Below are 21,582 nucleotides of genomic sequence, written 5' to 3'. Positions count from 1 at the left end.
AATTTTTAGAATCTATAAGCAAACTGAAGTTTTGCGCTGCTTTGATCTTTTTTACCAAAAGATCGTGCTATGCCAAAATTTATGAGTGTTGCATAAGTTGGCGTATATCTTAGACCGACCTCAACCTCTGAGCTTGTGCCTTTTTGAGTTAGGCTGATCTCCTCGTCTTCTTGCATCACTGCTATTTTTGACTTGGTGTTAAATTTATACTCGGCACTAATTTTTCCATAAGGATTAAATTTACCAGCATCATAAGCTATTTTTGAGTAAATTTTAGCTCTACTTGATGTAACGCTGCTAAATTTTAATATGCTTTGTCCGATATCTGCCTCATCGCTACCGGCATAAGAGAGTGCGTAGTTTAGACCACTATCAAGTATAAAGCTATCAAATTTTATCTTTTTGCCGACGCCAAAGCTAGCATTGTAATATGGTATTGAGATTTTATAATCCACATCTTTTGCATCAACCTTAGTTTGGCTCCTACCAGCTTTTGCCATGAGATCGATATAAAAATCACGTGGTAAATTTAGCCTTGAAAAAATACCAAGTCCATAATTTCTAACTCTACCATCTATTTTGGCATCTTCATTGCTGTTATCAAATGTTGGTATAGCAAAAACCCCAAGCATAGACTCGCCATTTTTATTTTTACTTTTTGATACGAGAGTTGCTTTTACTTTGTTAAAATTTACATCACTTCTATCTGTTAAATCAATATAAACACCTGATTGTCTACTTTTTTCGATAGTAGAACCAATTATATTAACTTCGTTGTGCATTGCATTTACCCTAGCTCCACTAGTAAAATTTATCCATTTTGCTTATTTTGTTTCTAAAAAATTTTTATTAGAAATTTTAGCTTTAAGATCGATTTTTCAAAAACGAACTTTTACTAATTTTCATCTATAATCACTCCATGAAAAACGAAGTACAAAAATTTTATGCCGTCATTGATCTAAAGTCCTTTTACGCCTCAGTTGAGTGCGTGGAGCGAGGGCTTGATCCGTTTAAAGCCGACCTAGTCGTAGCTGACGATAGTCGTGGCAACGGAAGTGTTTGCCTAGCTGTTAGCCCAGCTCTTAGAGCAAAAGGTGTGAAAAATAGATGCAGGCTTTTTGAAATACCAAAGGCTATAAAATTTATCATTGCACCGCCTAGGATGCAGTTTTACATCGACTATGCGGCTAAAATTTATGAGATATACCTAAAGTATGTCTCAAAAGATGATATCTATGTCTATTCTATCGATGAGGCCTTTATCGATCTTACTTCTTATGTTAAATTTTATAATACCGATGCAAAATCCATAGCCAAAAAGATAATGGATGAAATTTTAAAAACTACTGGCGTGACGGCCACCTGTGGCATGGGCACAAATTTATACCTCGCAAAAATCGCCCTTGATATCCTGGCTAAGCATAGTGATGATGGGATTGCATTTTTAGACGAGCAGCTTTATAAAGAACGTCTTTGGACGTATCAACCGCTAGATGACTTTTGGCGTATCGGTAAGCAAACTAGGCTAAAGCTGGAAAAACATGGAATTTTTTGTATGAAAGATATAGCAAATGCTCCGCGAAGCTTGCTTGAGAAATTTTTTGGAGTTGATGCCTATATAACGATAGATCACGCAAATGGCATAGAGCCAACGACAATAGCTGATATAAAAGCATATAAACCAAGTACAAAATCCTACTTTAGCTCTGAAATTTTACCAAGAGACTATGAGCGTTGCGAGGCGGTAGTCATACTAAAAGAGATGGCTGATAGGCTAGCGCTTAGGATGATCAACAAAGAAGTAATGGCAAGTGGAATAACGATAAATATAAAATTTGCCGATAAGCTTGAGCCACACCAGCGTGCAAGTATTAGGTTTAAGACACCAACAAATATCTCAAGTGTGCTGATGAGTTTGGCCGAAGAGCTACTTTTAAACAAGATAAAAAATGTTGGGCTGATTAGGCAAATTAGCATCAGTGCAAACGACGTAGTAAAAGAGAGCCTAGCTCATCAAAGTCTTTTTGAGGATGGCGCTAAAGAAAAGGCGGTTTTAAAATCCCTAAATCTCTTAAAAGAAAAATTTGGTAAAAACTCGGTTTTAAGAGCGATCGATCTACTACCAGAAGCCACTGGGCAAGACCGAAATAAAAAGATCGGAGGGCACAAAAGTGGCGAGTAAAGATAGAGCAAAAATTTTTAGCTCGTTTAATCCTCTCTCAACCTTAGAGCGAGCCCTGCGACAAAAAGAGCGAGAAAAATGCGAAAAACTAGATCTTGATGAGAGCAAGATCGATGAAATTTTAAAAAAGATAAGCGAGCTAAGACCAGCTGATGAAGTATATGTGAGCTATCATGACGGCTATACCTATGCAAGTGCTAGCGGACTAATCTCTGACGTAAATTTCAAAAACAAAACTCTTATGGTTGTAAAAACTAGGATCAAATTTGAAGATATAAATGACCTAAAAATAATTTAGCCCCCATGCGAGGGCTAAATTTATATAAATTCTACAAAGATTGTAAAATTTTTGGTTTAGAAAACGCAGTTATTGGCTTGATCTCGCCTTTATATTTTTCAAGATCCGCTAGTATCGTATGTCCGCAGTTACTTTGAGCGATGCTAGACGTACCTTTGTCGCGTGTTAGGACATTGATGCATCCGTGCTTACAAAGGCTCTTTTCGCCCAGCACTTCAGGATCGTACCATGCACCCTCGCAGATGGCGATGACGTGCTCTGGGATGATGTCAGTGACAAGCGCACCAACTAAAATTTCGCCCCTGTCGTTAAATACTCTCACCACGTCGCCAGTTGCGATACCTTTTGCTTTGGCGTCATTTACGTTTATTAGCATTGGCTCTCTTGCGCATACTTCAGCGTAGTTTCTGATCACGGAGTTATTTAGCTGTGAGTGGAGGCGGTATCTTGAGTGTGGGGTTGTGACGCTAAATGGATACTTTTTGGCTTTTTCGCTGCCAAGCCACTCAAACGGCTCGATCCAAGCAACGTGCGGTGCAAAGTCTTTGTAGCCAAATTTAGCGATAGTTGGAGAGTAGAGCTCTATCTTGCCAGATGGCGTGCCTAGGCGGTTTTTGTGAGGATTTTCTCTAAAAGCGCTAAGCCTTGTGTAGTATCTGCTAGCTTCGTCATCTTGCTCAAATCTAACATATCCCTCTTTCCAAAACTCATCAAAGCTTGGCATCTTGACATTTATGCCTTTAGCTTGCTCGGCTGCGTCTGCGTAAAATTCTTTCGCCCAGCCAAGCTCATCTTTGCCCTCTGTAAAGACCTCTTCTCTGCCCCAGCGTTTGCAAATTTGTGAGCAGATCCAGTAATCGCTCCTGCTCTCGCCCATAGGCTCAACAACAGGCTTGTAAGCTACGATGTATTCGTTTGTAGGCACGCTTTGGTTGATGTCGTTTCTCTCGACTTCAAGGGCTACTGGCAAGACGATGTCGCTTAGTTTTGCTGTGCTTGTCCAAAATGGCTCAGCGGTTATTACAGTGTCAAATTTACGCCACGCTTTTACGGCGTTATTTACATCTTGATGCCTTGTAAACATCGATCCAGACGCCATGTAAGCCACTCTCATGTGTGGTAGCTTGATCTTTGAGCCGTCATAGTCTATCTCTTTGCCAGGGTTTTGCAAAGCTTCGATTGATCTTGAAGATGGGATGGTGACGTTTTTAAATTTCTTCCAAGGAGCGCCATCTACGTTGTCGTATTTTTCGCTGATGCTAGTGCTGATGCCTTTTAGTGACGGAGCGATCTTGTCTGTAGCGCCATTTGAGTGGTAGAGGTTAAACTCAAAGCCAAGTCCCTCTTTGCCGATCTGACCTAACATCGCGCTAAGTGTTACGATACCCCAAAAGCTCATCTCGCCGTGATCTTGTCTTTGAAGTGATCTGCCTGCGATGATGACGCTTGGCTCTTTTGCAAGTGCTGTTGCAAATTTAGCGATATCCTCAGCTTTTACGCCACAAATTTTACTCGCCCAGTTGATATCTTTTACCACCTTGTCGGTTGTGCCAAGTAGATAGTCTTTAAATTTATTAAAGCCAACTGTGTATTTTTTGATAAATTCTTCGTCATAAAGCTTGTTTTCATATAGATAGTGGCACATGCCAAGCATCATTGCTACGTCGGTATTTGGACGAACGATGATAGTTTCAGAGTCAAGGTATCTTGTGGTGTCGTTTTTAAAGACGCAAACGCTATAAGTTTTTATGCCTGCCTCTTTTATCTTTTTGATGCCAAGATAGCCATCATGTGTTGGTGGCTGCCATGAAATTTGATCAGTTACAAGTGGGTCAGTGCCCCAAAATACAACATTTTTAGCGTTTTTAGCGATAGCCTCCCACTTTGTCGGAGCATCATAAACGGCGCTGTTGCCTAGGACGTGAAGCATGATAACAAGGCCAGCACCCGTTGAGTAGTCGCCGCTCTCTTCGACATATCCGCCAAGCACTTTTAGCATCCTGTGACCAACAGTCCTGCCCCAGCTGATCTTACCGCTGCCGCCCCACCAGTAGCACTCGCCGTAGATGCTCTCAGGGCCATATTTGTCGAAATTTTCTTTTAAGGCTTTTGCTGCTAGATCAAGGGCGGTATCCCAGCTAACGCGCACAAATTCCTCTTTGCCACGAAGCTCGCTCTTTGCTGCACCTTTTGCCTTTAGGTAGCTCTTTCTCACGTATGGATAGAGCACGCGACTTTCGTTTTGGATGAGGTCTGGCAAGCTGTTGTTCATGGTATTTGGGAATTTATCGCCCTCAAATGGATCAACAGATACGATTTGGTTTGAGTTGGTATTTGCCCAAAATAGCCCAAATCTATTTGCGCCAAAGGTTTTGTTTTGGTCAAAAATGGTCTTAGTCACGCCCTCTATCTTGTTTGCCTGCGCTGCTGTGGCAGCAAGTGCAGAAAATTTTATAAAATCTCGCCTTTTCATATTTTCTCCCTTATGAAAATTTATTTTACTTTTTTGGCATTGTGTTGTAGGTATTTAAGCACTAAATTTAGATCAGTTTCATCTAGTGCAACAAATTTCGCATCGACCATGCCAGATAAATTTGCTGGCCACTGAGCGGCTGTGAAGCTGTTTGGTTCATGCAGCCTGTGACATGCTGAGCAGGTCTCTTCGTAAATTTTCTTTGCCTTTGCGTAAAGCTCTTTTTGGTTGCCACCAAGCGCGTCATTTGGCACTTCATAAACGCCATCAGCTTGGTACCAAACCTCGCCGTAGTCATCTTCAAGGTCTTTTACTTTTTTGAAATTTGCCTCGCTCTCGTCATCAAAAGCTACAAAAACTTCAGGATCTTCTACGCTTCTTTGAAGCTGGGCTAAGTAGTTTGCCGACACGACGCCACTAACTTTGATCTTGCTCGTTTTATCGCCTTTTTCAACGACTTCAACTGGCGTTAAAACCTCGATCTTACCGATCATCTTACCATCAAGCGTAATGTTTGCGTCTTTTGCGATCACATCAGCACCAAAGGCAAGACTACATGCTAGCACTGGGGCTAAAAATAGCATTTTCATGTTGCAATCCTTAAAAATAAAATTTAAAAAAATCTTATAACCTAATGGCTTAAAATTACATTGTTATATTTAGCTTTATTTAAGAAATTTAATATTCATTTTTATTAAAAATAAGATTTAGAAGAAAATTTATCAATGAGTTTTATTGGATGGCTTAATTACTGAAGGTATAAGTAAAATTTTTCTAGCTTACAAGTTTTGTAAAAATTTTACTTTTGGATCTAGTGAAGTAAAAACTTTACTTTACTTCACTACTTACCACAAAAAATGTGGTAAGACTTTGATAAACTTAAAAATAAAAACTAGTAAACTTCTTACAGAATTCAAAAATATACTAAAAGTTACTACTCTACATTGCTAGCTATGTTAAGATTTTCTGGAGTTTTATCGTTTTAAATTTTTTATCAAAACGCCTTATTATCAATCTAGCAGCTTTGCTTATCGCCTAGCTCGCACGCCTTTTTTCGCATTTGCTTTGCCTTTTTCGCGTCTTTTTTTACTTGCTCGTATCTGTTTTCGTTGAAATTTCCCTCATACAGCCACGCCGCTCTTGCGCAGCCGCCTACGTAGCCTAGCTTACACGAGCGCTCGTAATACTCCATCATCTCGCCTATATCGCCTCCCGTTCGCTCTATCATCCAGCCCACGTTGTAGCATCCGGGAGCGTATTTTTTTGTTGCATAGGGTATTGTTTATCGCAAACGACTGCGCCTCGTCGCCCAACTCTTCTTGCATGAAATTGGCTAGCGCCAAGCAACCCGGCAAATACTCGTAAAGGACGCAGCTAGCCTTGTAATACGCGCTAATCTTAGTCTCGCGCTCGCTCTTATCCGCGGCTTTTACTAGGTTATTTTTATAAAGTTCGCCCAGATAAAAACAGCCCTCGCCGTCTCCTTTGGCGCAGGCTAGGCTAAATAGCCCCTCCGCCGCGCCGTAGTCTTGCTTTAAGTTAGCCGCTACCATGCCCGCTTGCACGCACTCTTTGGTGGCGTTTAGGTCGGGATTTTTGCATTTTTTGAGCTTTTCTAGCGTATCTGCAGCTAGCAATGGCGAAAGGCCCGGCTCGCTAGCGAATAAATTTATCGCCGCAAGTAGCGCAAATAATAAGATTTTCATTTTTATCCTTTAAATTTACCTAACCCCTCGCTTTGGCGATGCAAGCGGCGACGGCATCCATCAAGGCGCCGCGAAATCCGCCCTTTTCAAGCGCGGCAAGTCCCTCGATCGTGGTTCCCGCGGGCGAGCAGACCTCGTCTTTTAGCGCGGCCGGGTGCTTGCCGCTTTGGATCAGACGCGCCGTCCCTTCTACGGCTGCCGCAACGGCGTCGTAGCAAAGCTGCCTAGGCAGTCCGCCCCGCACGCCGGCATCGGCCGCAGCCTCGATAAAGGCGCACGCATACGCGGGCAGGCTGCTTGCGATGCCCGTAAATGCGGCAAAACCAGTCTCGTCTATCTCGTAAATTTTACCGATTTTAGCGATTATCTCGCGCACGGTCTCTTTCTTGGCCTCGCTAAATCCAGCGTCAAAGCAAAGAGCCGTGGCCGACGCTCCGATGCAAGCCGCGATATTTGGCATCACACGAGCTATATAAACGCCCTCGCCTACGATTTGCCTAGCGCGTTTTATGTCAAAATTAGGCGCCAAAAGAAGCAAAATTTTGCCCGCAAGATCAGGCGCGATCAGACGCAAGATAGCCTCGTAGCTAGCGGGCTTAGTAGCCAGCACGATCGCGTCCGCTTCGCGCGCTAGATCCGTTTCGCTCGCGGCTATTTTTATACCGAATCTCTGCCGTAAAGCTTCGTTTTTGTTTCTGGCGCAGGCTATGATTTCAAATTTCGTCTTTTTTTCGCATTCATGCAGGCTTGGGGTTTTATCCGTTTGCGCTAAATTTTCAGTCCCGCGCGCCTCGCTGCCGCCGCTGGATTTTCGCCCCTCCTCGGCCGAGTTTCGCACTACGCCGACCTCGTCAGGTTGCACTCGCCAAAGCGCCTCTATCATCGCGCCGCCCATATTTCCGCCGCCGATGAAGCCTATTTTTACGTTTTTCATTTCGCCGTCTTTTTTAAATGACCGCCTTGCCCGCGATCGCCGTATTTACCGCCGCGCTATCCGCCCAGATCGCGCCCGTAACCTGCCCCGGCGCCAAGGTATAAACGCCGCCCGTCTGCGCCTCGTCGCTCGCCTTAAACTCGTTGCCCACGACCAGCTCATAGACATCCTTCGTGTCGTTTTCAAATTTGATCGCCGCTTTTAGCGTCGGCTCCATTTTCTGCTTCGCCGCGCCCGCGTACTGCTCGAGCATGTTTTTACTAAGCTTGCCGTAGACGTCGCCGTCTGAGCCTAGATATATCCGCACGGCGCGCTTATCCGAGTTTTTGCCGCCCTTTTCGCCCTTGCCTACGCTAACGCTCATCTCATAGGCGGTTTCTCCCGTCGGGAAATCCTTAAATTTAGCGTCCGGGACGAAAACCCGCACGTTGTCCGTTACCGTTTTCGTAACGTGCGTCTGCGGCGTTATATCCGTTAGTACGATCGTGGATTTAACGTCCGAGCCTTTGTCCGAAACAAGCGCGGAGATCGGCACGCGAGTAAGTAGCGTAGTCTCGTAGCAGCCACTAAAAATAAACGCTGCGGCGAGAGCAAAGATAAATTTTAGTTTTTTCATCGGTTTCCTTTAAATTTTCGCCGATTCTAGCATAAACTAAGCATTTTTGTATTGATTACATTAAAAGCAAAAATAGAAAAGTAAGTATGGTATTTTAAAGCATAAATAGTTTTAAGGTTGATAAATTTTAGATGAGAGAGAATGGCTCTATTTCGTCTTGAACAAAGCCAACTTAAATAAATAATGCAAAAAAGTATGAGAAATTTATGTAAATTTTTTACTGTTTTTAGAGTTTAATTATTAGCCCCTTTACAAAGGGGCTAAAATGATAAAATTTGATTAAAGTTTCGCTTTTCTTTTGCGCTCTGTTGGGTCTAAATAGCGCTTGCGAACGCGAATATTTATAGGCGTAACCTCGACTAGCTCGTCATCTTCTATCCACTCTAGCGCGCGCTCAAGGCTTAGCTTTCTAGGTGGCACAAGCTTGATCGCATCGTCGCTACCGCTTGCACGCACGTTTGTTAGGTTTTTACCCTTGATAGGATTTACGTCAAGGTCGTTTGGACGGCTGTGCTCGCCGATGATCATACCCACATAGACTTTTGCTTGTGGATCAAGAAATAGCACGCCACGATCTTGCAAGTTAAATAGCGAATAGGCAAGCGTTACGCCGTTTTCCATAGAAACTAGTGCGCCGTTTGTTCTATGCTCCACTGTTCCACTAAGTGGTCTAAACTCCAAAAAGCTGTGGTTCATGACGCCCTCGCCCTTTGTGTCAGTTAAAAACTGGCTTCTAAAGCCGATAAGGCCGCGCGCTGGTATCTCAAATTCGATCCTTGTTTGGCCATCACCTGTTGGGTTCATAGAGACCATTTCAGCCTTTCTTTTGCCTAGTTTTTCTATGACTGTGCCTGTCGTATCATCAGGTGCGTCGATGACTAAAAGCTCATATGGCTCGCACTTTACGCCGTTTATCTCTTTTACGATGACCTCAGGTCTGCCAAGTAAAAATTCATACCCCTCGCGGCGCATATTTTCAGCCAAAATAGTAATCTGAAGCTCACCACGGCCACTTACTTTAAATTTGCCCTCGCCGATGTTTTCATACTTCATCGCGATATTTGTCTTCATCTCGTTTGCAAGGCGCTCATCAATCTTATTTGATGTGACGTGTTTGCCCTCAGTACCTGCTAATGGCCCATCATTTACAGAAAATACAACGCTAAGTGTTGGCTCTTCGATATGGAGAGGATCGAGCGGATGAGGATTGTTTGGATCAACAACACTATCGCCAACATCAAGCGCATCAAAGCCAGCGATCGCTACGATATCGCCAGTGCCAGACTCGTTAATATCGGTTCTTTCAAGACCCATAAAACCAATTAACTTTGAAATTCTACCAGTTGTCTTTGTGCCATCAGCCTTTGCAAGCATGACATTTTGGTTTTTTGATATCTTGCCGTTAAAAATTCTTGCAATACCGATCTTACCGACGTAGTTATCATAATCAAGAGTAAACACTTGAAGCTGGAGTGGGTTTTCATCACTACCGCTTGGAGCTGGTACGTGAGCCAAGATAGTCTCAAAAAGTGGCTGCATATCTTTGTTTTCATCGCTTAGTTTTAGCTTTGCATAGCCATTTTTAGCAGCGGCATAAACGACTGGAAATTCTAGCTGCTCATCGTTTGCATCAAGTGCAACAAAAAGATCAAAAATTTCATTTATAACGCGGTCTGGATCGCCTGCAGGTTTATCTATCTTATTTACAACAACGATTGGACGAAGTCCTAGTGAGAGTGCCTTTTTGACGACGAATTTAGTTTGTGGCATAACGCCTTCTTGCGCATCGACAAGCAACAAAACACCATCAACCATCTTAAGAACACGCTCTACCTCTCCACCAAAGTCGGCGTGGCCCGGAGTGTCGATGATGTTGATCTTTGTATCTTTGTAGCGAATAGCAGTGTTTTTAGAAAGGATCGTGATGCCACGCTCTCTTTCGATGTCGTTGCTATCCATTACACGCTCGCCAAGGTTTTGATGCTCATTAAATGTTCCTGACTGTTTCAAAAGCTCATCAACCATTGTTGTTTTACCGTGGTCGACGTGTGCGATAACGGCTATATTTCGTATCTTTTCCAAATTTTTCTCCGTTTATTAGTTTGCTATTTTTCGTTTGTCAGTTTTAAAATAGGGGCAGATTATAGCCAAATTTTTATAAATTTTAAGCTGATATCAAGAAATTAATTTTTGGAATAGATTTTGCATGTTTGGCATTAAGTTTAAAAATTTGAAAGGTTTAAATGCAAGCTTATACAGCGAAAAACAACGTAGATTTGCTGGCTCCTGCTGGGAATAAAAAGCCCTCTGTTTCTAAAAAATCTCAAAACAACGGCGAATTTTTGTCGATGGTTTTAGATGCAGCTGCGAGCAAGGCAAATAGCGGCCAAAAAATCACTGAAAAAGATGTCAAAGAGATAGTAAAAACGGTTACCACTCAAAAAGAGACACTGCAAAAAGCACAAAGCGAAAGTGCGGCAAAAATTTCAACTGCACTTGAAGAAAATTTAGATGAAAATACAAAAAATGAGCTCTATGAAAATGCAAATTTTATGCAGCTTTTACAAGTTTTAGAAATTTTAAACGGCAATGAAAAAGTAAGTAAATTTCCAAATTTCAGCGACAAAATAGCAAATTTCTTAAGTGTGCCTGAAAACGTTGAAGAGCTTAGCAATGTTAAAAGCGTTAGTGATCTTATCGACCTTGCTAAGAAATTTGACCTTGGCCTTGAAAATATAGAAATTTCAAATGAAGACGTGCCAAAACTAAACGAGATGTTTAAAAATTTAGGCAAGAAAGAATTTTTCACACCGATAAAGACCGAAGAGAAGCCTTTTTACCTAAAAGAGCTAAAAAATGAGGTCGAGCAAACCATCATAAAAAACGAGCCAAAAGAGGTCGTAAAGCTTGATACTTTGTTAAAAGAGGTAGTGGCAAATCCAACTAATGAAACTAAAAATTTAGTAAAAGAAGAGCCTAAAAAGCTAGATAGTGAAGTAAAGCTTGATGATGAGATAGTGGATGTTGAGCCAGAGGAGCAACCAAAAGAGCCAAAAGTAAAGGTAAATTTACACGAGCAAAAGGCGCAAAAAGCTCCAACTCTTGAGTCGCTACTATTCCCTGAGAGAGAACAGCAAAAAAATGAGAATTTAGAGAGCAAAGAGACATTTAGTAGCGATAATAAATCAGAGCTAAACCAAATGGTAAAAGATATCGCAAATAGCGCTAAACACCAGCTTCAGACAAAGGCTGAGATAAAAGAGACACTTAGTAATTTCTCTTCTACGCTAAAAGAGCAGGTGCAAAATTACAAAGCGCCGATCACTCGTTTTAACATCACGCTTAATCCTCTAAATTTAGGCGAGGTTGAGATCACGATGGTAAATCGTGGCAACAACTTGCATGTAAATTTTAACTCAACTACAGCTACGATGAATCTCTTTTTGCAAAATCAAGCCGAGTTTAAAAATAGCCTTGTAAATATGGGATTTACCGAGCTTGAGATGAATTTCTCAGATCAAAATCAAAGACAAGATAAAAGAGAACAAGCAAAGAATAAATACAGCTCAAATCAAAGTGATGAGAGCGAAAACGCTCAAGCGGAACAAAGCTTGCTTGAACTAGTAATACCAAGATATATTTAGGAGAGATTATGGCTTCAGTTTCAGATATAACTACACAAACAACACAGCAAAAAAATGCCGAGAAAAAGGCAAAAGCAAAGCAAGATGCGGCAGCTGGCACAGGAACTAACCCAAATGCACAGCTAGATAAAGATGCATTTATGAAGCTACTTTTAACAGAGCTTCAGTATCAAGACCCAACAAGTCCTATGGATACTGAAAAGATGCTTACGCAAACTAGCCAGCTAGCATCACTAGAGATGCAACAAAATACAAACTCAGCTATGAAAGAGCTTGTAAATCAGTTAAAATCAAATGCAAATGCCTACGCTATCTCAGCTCTTGGAAAAATGGTCTCAACTGGTTCAAACTCAGTTTTACTAACAGATGAGCAAAAAACTGTAAATTTTGCACTTTATTTTAAATCAGATCTTGCAAATGGTAAGCTCGAAATTAAAAATGCAAATGGAGAGGTCGTTCGTTCAATCGATATAAAAGATCTAAAGTCAGGAGTCCGCAGAATATCTTGGGATGGTAAAGATGATTCTGGAAAACAGTTACCAAACGGCGCATATACAGTCTCTGTTAATTACACTGGAAAAGATGGTAATTCATACAAGACTCAAGTAGGTAGCTATCCAGTCGAGGCAGTAAAATTTGTAGATGGCAAAGCTATGATAAAAATCGCAGGCGAATATGTCCCAATGGATAAAATATCTGAATTTTACGAAGGATAAAAGCCATGATGAGAGGTTTTTACAACGGAATTAGTGGCATTAAAACACAAAGCTTTGGCATGGATGTTTGGGCAAATAATATCTCAAATATCAACAACGTAGGTTTTAAAGCTTCAATCCCTGAGTTTAAAAATTTAATCAATCAACATATGGCTTCCGCTGGAAGTGGTCCAACTAACAATCAAGTAGGTCTTGGAGCTACAAAACAAACGACAGCTTTAAAGATGACAAATGGTAGTTTTCAAAATACTGATAATAACTTTGACCTAGCCATAGGCGGTAAAGGCTTTTTTGGCGTCGTTGATAAAAATGGTAGAAACTACTACACAAGAACAGGTAGCTTCGATATAGATGGGGCTGGAAATTTAGTAGATAATAAAGGCAACTTGCTTCTTGGTACGTTAACAAGCTTTACTCCAGTCACTCCAAGTGCTAATGCTCTTAGAAAATATGGTCAGACAAAAGGTACCACGCAGGCATTTACTGCAAAAGAAGAAGATCTAAAACTAGCCGATACTGGCTCACAAAAAGGCATAAATTTACCTCATTTTTTATTTATGCCAGCCAAGCAAACAAAAAATATAGATTTTAAAGGGAACCTAAACTCAAGTCTAATAACAAATAGACAAACAACAGCCATTGATGCGGCAAATTTTAATTATACACTTGATAATACAAATAAAACTATCTCGTTAAATGGACAAATCCCACTAAGCCAGACGAACTTTGGTGCAAAAGCAGGTGACAGCGTGGTGGTAAAAGTAAAAGACGGTGATGGTAAATTTAGTGAGTTTTCAACCACACTAGAGAGCGATGGAAGCTGGCATATAAACAATAAAAGCCTAAAATTTATGGATTTTGCTAATTTAGATGTAAAGGCTGAAGTTACATCACTAGTTGAAGTGGCCAATAAAGAAAAACTAAGCTCAGAGATATACAACAGCGATGGTACAAAGAGCTTAGTAACTATAAATTTCACAAAACAAATCCCTCAAGGTAGTGATCAAACCATTTGGAATGCAACAGCTACTATAACTGATGCAAATGGTGCTGTACAAAATACAGCCATGGGGTCGCTTACATTTAATGGTAGCGGTAGACTTGTGTCAAATACGCTAACAAGTGTTGGGGATGTGGCTTTAAATTTCCTTGGCAATGGTGATGAAAATATTTATAATGGCATAACAAGCTCAGCCAATACAAAAAAAGACTTCGTCATAAAAGCAGATGGCTATGCCGAGGGAAATCTCACAAAATATAGCGTCGATGATCGTGGAAATATCATGGCAAATTTTGACAATTCTCGCTCATTTATAGTTGCAAAAATAGCTCTATATCACTTCCAAAATGAGCAGGGCGTATCAAAAGTGGGTGATAATCTCTATGAAGCAACTCCAAATTCAGGTGAGGCATTTTTTTATAAAAATAAAGCTGGTGAGACTATTTATGGCTCACAAATTCTTGCAAATAAACTTGAAATGAGTAACGTCGATCTTGGTCAAGCGCTAAGTGAGGTTATAGTCACGCAAAAGGCTTATGAGGCTAGTGCAAAAAGTATCACAACAAGTGATGAGATGATCCAGACTGCTATTCAGATGAAGAAATAATTTTTATTCTAGTTGATGATTAAAAATTTAAAATGAATGATAATTTTAAGAATAGAGTTTGACTTCGTTTATTAAAAACTCATAAACTCTTTGCTGAACTAAAATTTCTTCCTCACAGCCACTCATCAAGCGACGAAGGTGAGAAAAATCTATCTTTTTGGCGTATCTCTTATGATCTTTTAGGTCTTTATCAATGCTTAAAAGTAGTGCATCAAGTGTGATCCTATCGTTTCTTTTAACTCTTGCTACATACTCTTTAACAGTTTGGATCAAAAAGTCTTTTCTTGTTTGGTCATTTTCATAAATTTCATTTGTAATGTCATTTAAAACAAAAAAATCATCTTCGTCTGGGTCAAATTTAGCAGAGATCATAGCGGCAAAAATTTTTGCACGAAATTCTAAAGATTTGTGATGATAGATAAAAAAATCTCTAAAAGCTGATAAAAAACGAAGTTTAAACTTTCCAGACATTACTCTACTTTTTGTGAAATTTGGGCTGATTATATACTTTTAAAGCTAAATTTTTAAAAATGTAACTATAAAACAAAATTTAAGTATAGTTTCTGTATGATTGCGAAGCTCCTTCTTAGACCTGTGCAATGCTTTTTATGAGCACCGCTTCAGGGTGGGAACACAGCAGAGCACTTGTATTAAGTGTGTGCCGCAGTTATCTGAGAGGGGGTCTTTCTAAACCAAAATGTTCATTAAAATCATCACAAATTTCTAAAAAATCCACTCCGTCGATCTTAGGTTTTTCGCTAAAAAATTTATACATATTATTAAATCCATCAGTTAGCTCTTTTGACTTGACGCCATAGCTTATAGAAATTCCAGCTTCTATGTAGGCTGATAGCTTGTCGCAGTATTTTAGCGCTTTACCATCTATTGGGTTAAATTTATCATCATTTACGTTCTCCATCGTTCCTTCGTGGCAGATGATTTTACGCTCGTAAGTTCTATTTTCAAACTCATCTTTTATAAATTTCTCGCCATCTTTTCTGATACCAAGGATGTAGCTAAACTCATCTTTAATCTTTTCCGGTACAAATGGCAAAATCCTCTCATCAATAAGCCTCATCTCATACTCACTGATGATCTCGTTTAGCCCTTTTACACCGTATTTTACAGGGCTTATAATGTCCCTTGTGAGGCTCTCTGGTAGATCGTGAAATAGTGCGCAAAAGAAGTTATTTTCTAGGCGTTTTTTACAAGCTTTTGCTTTTAGTGAATAAAAATAGCTAAGTATTGCAACTACTAGCATATGTCCTAAGACTGCAGTTTCAGGGATACGAGGCGTTTGCGCCCAGCGTTTTTGAAACCTTAGCCTACCACTTAGATCAACAAGGCGGGCTAATTTTTGATTCATAGCGATCTTTCTAACGCCAATTAGCTCGTAATAATCCTCCATCTCCTCCTCGACCTTCGCCTTAAGCTCGTCGATGTCACTTAAAAACTGGCTCGTTTGATAGACGATAGAAAATTCCCACCTAGTGGCAAGATAGCTAGCTGCTTTTAGGATGAGGCGTTCTTTTTCATGCTTTTTATCACTTTTAAAATAACTTTTAAATCTCTCTAAAAACTCCCCATCTTCAATATCTGAAATAAGGCTATCAAGATTACTTAAAACCCAGCTATTTATCTGCTCTTTTTTTGTCTTTTGGATGTGGTGAAAGACGTCTGGACGTATGTCAGTGACCACGACCCTACTTAAAAACTCAAAAATTCCAGCCTCAATGATATAGTTCATATCGGCGTCTTGCTCTTGTTTTGCTATGAAATAAGCGATGATAAATTTATGAGCTTGCTTATCAAGCTCGACTAAATTTGTCATCTTTGGATAGTCGTTCCAACGTGATATAGATGCTGCTTTAAAGATATGTTCTATAAGCTTAGCACTTATCATTATTTATCCTTTTTGACTACTTTTGGCTTCTTATCATCGGCATAGCTTATCTTTCTAAAGCCCTCTTTGTTTGAGCTTCTTCTTGGCTTGTCATCTTTTTTAAATTTATCATCTCTGCTGCCCCTGCTGCTGCCACGATCACTTGTACTTCGTCTCTCACGTGGCTTATCGCTAAAGCTTCTCTCCCTACTTTTTGGAGCAAATTCTTTCTCTTCAACTGGCTTTTTTACAACTAGATCAGAGCTAATCTCGATAACTGTATGGACATTTCCACGTGGGTTAAAATCCCCAACTATCTTCATAAATTTTGGCTCAAGTTTTTTTTCTAAAACAGAGTAAATTTCATTTATACTATCTTCGTGGCTGATATTGCGGTTCATAAAGCTATTTATATAAAGCTTTATCGCTTTTAGCTCAACTACAAGCTTATTTGGTATGTACTCAAGATATATCGTCGCAAAGTCAGGATAACCAGAGCGAGGGCAAAGGCAGCAAAACTCAGGCAGAGTGATCTTTATGACATAATCCCTTGTTTGCTTATTTTCCCAGACCTCAAGGTCACTCTCTATGTCAAATTCTTTTAAAATTTTTTCGCCATATTTTATATCTAGCTCTTCGCTCATCTTTTATCCTTTTTCTTTTAAATATCCAAGTGTTTAACGTCTTTTGCGTGGTCTTGGATGTAGTTTCTTCTTGGCTCGACCTCATCGCCCATAAAGAGATTAAACGTGTCAGAGGCGCTTATAGCGTCGTTTATATCAATCTTTAAAAGTCTTCTGTTCTCAGGGTTCATCGTAGTCTCCCAAAGCTGCTCAGGGTTCATCTCACCAAGACCTTTGTAGCGCTGGATATATGCACCTTTTTTCGCATTTTTCTCTACTTCATCAAGCACGTCTATAACGTCACTATGCAAGTCTAGACCGCGCTCTTTTATCTTTTGGCTGATGTAAAGTGCCTCTTCATAGAGTGGATTTGTAAATAAATTTTCATTTACCACGAGCTCTTCTAGGCCGCTTTCAGTTTGGACATAAATTCTAACCTCATCATCGCTAACGTAGTGGTTTAGGATGTTGTGTCCCTCAGCTTTTAAGAAGTCTCTTAAAATTTCAAAAATTTCATTGTAGCTTTTTGAGACGATGTCTGGATTTTCTATCATATAGCGGATCGCTGAAAGGACGTTAAAGCGTTTTTCAAGCTCTTTTAAGACGCTTCTATAAGCTGCAACGATCTTTAAGAAATCAATCAAATCCGCACTGCCAATGCCCTCTATATCAACGCCCTCGATGCCAGTTTCGATAAGAAATTCGTTTAGTGCCTTTTCATCTTTTAGATAAATTTCTTTTTTTCCTTTTTTATAGCGGTAAAGTGGCGGCTGAGCTAGGTAAATGTGGCCGTTTTCTACAACTTTATTTAAAAATCTAAAGAAGAAGGTTAAAAGTAGTGTCTGTATGTGACTACCATCGACATCAGCATCAGTCATGATGATGATCTTATGATATCTAAGCTTTTCAGCGTCAAATTCATCTCCGATACCACATCCTAGCGCTGTTATCATATTTTTTATCTCATCAGATTTTAAAATTTTATCTAGTCTTGCCTTTTCAACGTTTAGAATTTTACCCTTAAGCGGCAATATCGCTTGAAAAACTCTATCACGTCCTTGTTTTGCAGAACCGCCCGCAGAGTCGCCCTCCACTAGGTATAGCTCGCTAATTACTGGGTCTTTACTCTGACAATCAGCCAGTTTGCCAGGAAGTGTGCCTACGCTCATGCTCTCTTTTTTACGAGTTAGATCTCTAGCTTTTTTAGCGGCCTCGCGACCACGAGCTGCCATTAGAGCTTTATCCATTATCGCTCTTGCTTCGATAGGATTTTCTTCAAAATACTTTGTAAGCACGTCAAAAACCATCTTTTGAACGATAGGTTTTACGTAGCTTGAGCCTAGTTTGCCCTTTGTTTGTCCCTCAAACTGCGGCTCTGGCACCTTTACACTTACAACTGCGATAAGTCCCTCGCGGATATCTTCGCCAGTTATCTTTGTATCTTTTTCACGTGCAGCAGCGTTTGCTTGAACGTAGTTTGTGATAACTCTTGTAAGGCCTGCTCTAAAGCCAGCCTCGTGCGTACCTCCATCTGGAGTTTTGATGTTATTTACAAAGCTTAGTAAATTTTCACTATAAGTATCGTTGTAAAGCAGTGCAAAATCAACCATAACATCATCTTCGCCGCCGCTAAATGAGACTGCTTTGCTGACAGCATTTGCCTTGTTCATATCAGTTACAAAGCTCTCAAGTCCGCCCTCAAAATGAAAGCTCTCGCTTCTGCCATTTCTTTGATCTTTGAAATTTATAGTTATCTTTGGATTTAGATAGGCTAGCTCGCGAAATCTTTTTACTAAAATTTCATCGTCAAATTCAGTCACTTCAAATATACTATCATCTGGCCAAAACTCGACTTGCGTGCCTGTGCGGTTTGTAGTTTTTATCACTTCAAGATCGCTTTGAGGGATGCCTTTTGCAAATTCTTGTCTGTGAAGCTTGCCATCGCGTTTGATATTTACGACTAGCTTTTTAGAAAGGGCATTTACGACAGATACACCAACGCCGTGAAGACCACCAGAAACCTTATAAGTGTCCTTGTCAAATTTACCACCAGCGTGAAGCACAGTTAGAACAACAGTCGCAGCTGAAATTTTCTCAGTTGGGTGCATATCTACTGGGATACCACGGCCATTATCGCTAATGATCGCTGAGCCTTCACGTGTAAGCTCAACATCTATCGTATCGCAGTATCCTGCCATCGCTTCGTCGATAGAGTTATCAACGACTTCGTAGATCATGTGGTGAAGACCGCTTATGTTAGTATCGCCTATATACATGCCTGGGCGCTTCCTGACCGCCTCAAGCCCTTTTAGTACTTTAATATTTTCTGCGCCGTAATTATTTTCCATAATCTTGCCTTATCTTATAAATTTATCGGCATTATTACTGTTGTTAATTCTTTTGAATTTACAACAAATGCTAGTGAGCTTTCATTAAATCCAAGCTCAAAATTTTCATCCTCTATGCTACTTAAAAAGTCAAGTAGATATCTATTTTTTATACCTATAAAAAATTCATCTCCAAGCTCTAAACCAGTTTGATAATCTATTGTAGTTTTTGCTTCAGAGTTATCTTCTATAACACTTTCAAATGTTATATTATCTTTCGCAAAAGATATTTTCATTGTATCACTTAGCATCGAGATAGTTTTTATGCCCTCTATCATCTTATCTCTACTTAGTTGAAGTCTTTTTCTTACCTCTTTTGGTATTACACGCTCGTAATCTGGAAATTTGCCATTTATAAGTTTTGTGAAAAATTCAAAATTTTGACTTTGAGCGATTAAGATATTTTCATCATAGCAAATTTCTATCTTGTCAAAAAATAATTTTTGTATTTCATTGATAGCTTTTTTAGGGATTATAAGTGAAAATTCTTTTTCAGTTGGTGTTTGAAATCTAAATACACTAAGTCTTCTTGTATCAGTACCAACGATATTTATAAAGTCTTTTTTAATATCAAGAAAAGCTCCGTTTAGTTCAAATTTTGGGTTATTGCTATCAATACTTGGTAAAATTTTCTTTAAACTTCTTCCTAACATAACAGCGTCAACATCAAATTTTGATTTGCCCTCAATCGTTGGAAATTCTGGAAAATCTTCAAATTTATACATTGGAAGTTTGTATTTTGAGTTTTTTTGTTTTATGTAAAGATAGTTATTTACAGTTTCTAACATCACTTCTTCGTCTTTTAGACTTTTTATAATGTCAAGTAGTTTTTTGCCATTTGCAGTTGCATAACCTTCATCAACTATTTTTACATTACTTAGCTTATATGCTAGTCCTATCTCATGATCAGTTGCTTTTATATTTAAAACACCATCTTTTGCTGAGATATAAATGTGAGAAGTTATAGCACTAAGATCTCTTTTTTCAAGATATGGATTTGTATTTGTTACTATGCTTTCAAGCATATTTTTGTTTATTAAAACTTTCATTAAAAACTTCCTTCTATTTTTAAATTTAATTTTTTTGTTTTAGTAGGTGATGTTAAAAAGTGAAAAGTGCTTTTAAACATCGAAATACAGCTATTTAAAATGTGAAAAATTATATTTTCTTTTTCACATTTATTCACAAATTTCATATTGTATTTTATCCTTTTGTCAAAATTTTGTTTTTTAATTCAGTAACTTTTAGACTAAAAATTTCATTAGTTTGTATTAGCTCATTTATCTTTTTAATATTATGACTAACGGCACTGTGATCTTTCATACCAAAATAGTTTGCGATTTGTGGCATTGAGTTTGTTGTAAGCATCTTTGCAAGATATATGATGATTCGTCTTGCTTCTACGATATTCGTAACTCTTGATTTGCTTTTTATATCACTTTGTTTGATATTTAGTTCTTTACTAACTATTTCAACAATAGTATCGAAATTTATATTTTCACGTTTTTCTTTGATTAAATCTTTTAATATACTTTTTGCAAGATCAAGTGTGATCTCTTCTTTCATAAGAGTTTTAAATACGTTTAGATTTATAATAGCTCCCTCAATCTCACGGATATTATCTCCCATGTTTGTGGCTATGTAGTTTATGACCTCTTTATTTAGATCGATTTTATCAAATTCACATTTTTTGATGATGATGGCTATCTTTGTATCAAGTTCAGGCGGCGTAATATCAGCCATAAAAGCCTTATCAAATCTTGAAATCATCCTATCCTCAAAGCCTTTTAGTGTCTTTGGAGGTCGATCTGAAGTCATAACTATTTGACCATTTTTTGCTAAAAGTTCATTATATGTGTTGAAAAATTCCTCTTGGATTTTATCAGTTTTACCAAGAAACTGTACATCGTCTATTAGTAAAACATCGCAGTTTCTATATTTTTCACGAAATTTTGGCATTGAGTGGTTATTTATGTGACTGGTAAAATCTATCATAAATTGTTCGCTAGTTACGCAAATAACGGTTTTTCCTTTATTTAGGCAGTGATTTCCGACTGACTGGAGTAAGTGAGTCTTGCCAAGTCCCGTCGTGCCATATATAAAAAGTGGATTATAAAGTACGCCAGGTTTTTCAGCGGCTGCTTTTGCGCTTAAAAATGCGTATTGATTCGAAGCTCCACAAACAAAATTTTCAAATGTGTAGCTTGGATTTAAAATGCTACTTTGCGTTTTTATTTGCTTAACATTTATTTGATTTTGTTTTGATACCTTGCTACTTTTAGTAGATGAAATTTCTATATTTGGTTTTATGCCTGTTCTAACTTCATATAGATGAGCGATTTTATCAGCATATCTTGTATTTATAAATTTAGCCATCAACTCATTTGGTGCAGTAAATACGATAATATGATCGTCTGAAGCCTTTTCGTTAAATTTTAATTGCTTGATATAACTTTGGTATTCTTCAGGTGAAATTTGTGTTGAAAGATTTTCTAAAATTTCGTCTGCTATCAA

Annotated in this window: 19 protein-coding genes and 1 other RNA gene; 6 read left to right on the top strand and 14 right to left on the bottom strand. The window is 39.0% G+C overall.

The window, feature by feature from the left end:
• Positions 1-5: 5 nt before the first annotated feature.
• Positions 6-782: an autotransporter outer membrane beta-barrel domain-containing protein gene (locus tag CVT17_RS00100; RefSeq protein ID WP_107858835.1), complete on the bottom strand. Its 777-nt coding sequence runs from the start codon at positions 780-782 to the stop codon at positions 6-8.
• A 137-nt stretch (positions 783-919) separates the two neighbouring features.
• Between CVT17_RS00100 and CVT17_RS00095 the strand changes: the two genes are divergently transcribed.
• Together CVT17_RS00095 and CVT17_RS00090 are read left to right on the top strand one after the other, a co-directional pair.
• Complete coding sequence (locus CVT17_RS00095; RefSeq protein WP_107858836.1) at positions 920-2,182, top strand: DNA repair protein; 1,263 nt, start codon at positions 920-922, stop codon at positions 2,180-2,182.
• Complete coding sequence (locus CVT17_RS00090; RefSeq protein ID WP_087577347.1) at positions 2,172-2,480, top strand: YolD-like family protein; 309 nt, start codon at positions 2,172-2,174, stop codon at positions 2,478-2,480. The genes CVT17_RS00095 and CVT17_RS00090 overlap by 11 nt, the downstream gene beginning before the upstream one ends.
• 31 nt (positions 2,481-2,511) lie before the next feature.
• Here the strand turns inward: CVT17_RS00090 and CVT17_RS00085 are convergent, their stop codons facing one another.
• From CVT17_RS00085 to typA, 7 genes are all read right to left on the bottom strand, one after another.
• A complete protein-coding gene (locus CVT17_RS00085) occupies positions 2,512-4,953 on the bottom strand; it encodes a molybdopterin-dependent oxidoreductase (RefSeq protein ID WP_107858837.1) in 2,442 nt (813 codons plus the stop codon).
• A 20-nt stretch (positions 4,954-4,973) separates the two neighbouring features.
• Complete coding sequence (locus tag CVT17_RS00080) at positions 4,974-5,543, bottom strand: hypothetical protein (protein WP_103613530.1); 570 nt, start codon at positions 5,541-5,543, stop codon at positions 4,974-4,976.
• A 425-nt stretch (positions 5,544-5,968) separates the two neighbouring features.
• Positions 5,969-6,145, bottom strand: coding sequence for a hypothetical protein (locus CVT17_RS00075; RefSeq protein WP_159070456.1), 177 nt, complete (start codon positions 6,143-6,145; stop codon positions 5,969-5,971).
• Positions 6,120-6,659: a hypothetical protein gene (locus CVT17_RS00070; protein WP_107858839.1), complete on the bottom strand. Its 540-nt coding sequence runs from the start codon at positions 6,657-6,659 to the stop codon at positions 6,120-6,122. Before CVT17_RS00070 ends, CVT17_RS00075 begins: the two co-directional genes overlap by 26 nt.
• Positions 6,660-6,678: 19 nt before the next feature.
• Positions 6,679-7,593 carry a pyrroline-5-carboxylate reductase gene (proC, locus tag CVT17_RS00065; RefSeq protein WP_107858840.1) on the bottom strand — a complete coding sequence of 305 codons (915 nt, stop codon included), beginning with the start codon at positions 7,591-7,593 and terminating at the stop codon, positions 6,679-6,681.
• A gap of 13 nt (positions 7,594-7,606) precedes the next feature.
• Entirely contained in the window at positions 7,607-8,209 is a 603-nt protein-coding gene (locus tag CVT17_RS00060) for a hypothetical protein (RefSeq protein WP_107858841.1), read from the bottom strand.
• Positions 8,210-8,488: 279 nt separating this feature from the next.
• Positions 8,489-10,291: a translational GTPase TypA gene (typA, locus tag CVT17_RS00055; RefSeq protein WP_107858842.1), complete on the bottom strand. Its 1,803-nt coding sequence runs from the start codon at positions 10,289-10,291 to the stop codon at positions 8,489-8,491.
• Between the two features lie 161 nt (positions 10,292-10,452).
• Here typA and CVT17_RS00050 point away from each other — a divergent pair, with 161 nt between their 5' ends.
• From CVT17_RS00050 to CVT17_RS00040, 3 genes are read left to right on the top strand one after another with little or no spacing between them, the layout of a single operon-like run.
• Complete coding sequence (locus CVT17_RS00050) at positions 10,453-11,853, top strand: flagellar hook-length control protein FliK (RefSeq protein ID WP_107769967.1); 1,401 nt, start codon at positions 10,453-10,455, stop codon at positions 11,851-11,853.
• Between the two features lie 8 nt (positions 11,854-11,861).
• Complete coding sequence (locus CVT17_RS00045) at positions 11,862-12,569, top strand: flagellar basal body rod modification protein (RefSeq protein WP_021090228.1); 708 nt, start codon at positions 11,862-11,864, stop codon at positions 12,567-12,569.
• 5 nt (positions 12,570-12,574) lie between these two features.
• A complete protein-coding gene (locus tag CVT17_RS00040) occupies positions 12,575-14,176 on the top strand; it encodes a flagellar hook protein FlgE (protein ID WP_196373568.1) in 1,602 nt (533 codons plus the stop codon).
• 45 nt (positions 14,177-14,221) lie between these two features.
• Here the strand turns inward: CVT17_RS00040 and CVT17_RS00035 are convergent, their stop codons facing one another.
• Complete coding sequence (locus tag CVT17_RS00035; protein WP_072595304.1) at positions 14,222-14,647, bottom strand: hypothetical protein; 426 nt, start codon at positions 14,645-14,647, stop codon at positions 14,222-14,224.
• A 112-nt stretch (positions 14,648-14,759) separates the two neighbouring features.
• Between CVT17_RS00035 and ffs the strand changes: the two genes are divergently transcribed.
• Positions 14,760-14,857, top strand: an RNA gene (gene ffs, locus CVT17_RS00030) — signal recognition particle sRNA small type.
• On the opposite strand, the gene CVT17_RS00025 is transcribed toward ffs, so the two are convergent.
• The 5 genes from CVT17_RS00025 to dnaA all read right to left on the bottom strand — a co-directional run bounded on the left by CVT17_RS00025 (position 14,844) and on the right by dnaA (position 21,582).
• Entirely contained in the window at positions 14,844-16,079 is a 1,236-nt protein-coding gene (locus tag CVT17_RS00025) for an HD domain-containing protein (RefSeq protein WP_107858843.1), read from the bottom strand. The genes ffs and CVT17_RS00025 overlap by 14 nt on opposite strands.
• Positions 16,079-16,702 carry a preQ(1) synthase gene (queF, locus tag CVT17_RS00020; RefSeq protein ID WP_107858844.1) on the bottom strand — a complete coding sequence of 208 codons (624 nt, stop codon included), beginning with the start codon at positions 16,700-16,702 and terminating at the stop codon, positions 16,079-16,081. Before queF ends, CVT17_RS00025 begins: the two co-directional genes overlap by 1 nt.
• A 17-nt stretch (positions 16,703-16,719) precedes the next feature.
• Entirely contained in the window at positions 16,720-19,029 is a 2,310-nt protein-coding gene (gene gyrB, locus CVT17_RS00015; protein ID WP_084041988.1) for a DNA topoisomerase (ATP-hydrolyzing) subunit B, read from the bottom strand.
• A 14-nt stretch (positions 19,030-19,043) separates the two neighbouring features.
• Positions 19,044-20,117 (bottom strand): DNA polymerase III subunit beta, encoded by a 1,074-nt coding sequence (gene dnaN / locus CVT17_RS00010; protein ID WP_107769969.1) that lies wholly within the window; start codon positions 20,115-20,117, stop codon positions 19,044-19,046.
• Between the two features lie 154 nt (positions 20,118-20,271).
• Positions 20,272-21,582, bottom strand: a complete 1,311-nt coding sequence (dnaA, locus tag CVT17_RS00005) for a chromosomal replication initiator protein DnaA (RefSeq protein ID WP_054195855.1) — start codon at positions 21,580-21,582, stop codon at positions 20,272-20,274.

This window comes from Campylobacter concisus (genome assembly GCF_003048775.2).
In the GTDB taxonomy this organism is placed as follows: domain Bacteria; phylum Campylobacterota; class Campylobacteria; order Campylobacterales; family Campylobacteraceae; genus Campylobacter_A; species Campylobacter_A concisus_I.
The sequence above is the reverse complement of the archived record's forward strand: the minus strand, read 5'-3'. Positions and strand labels throughout refer to the sequence as shown.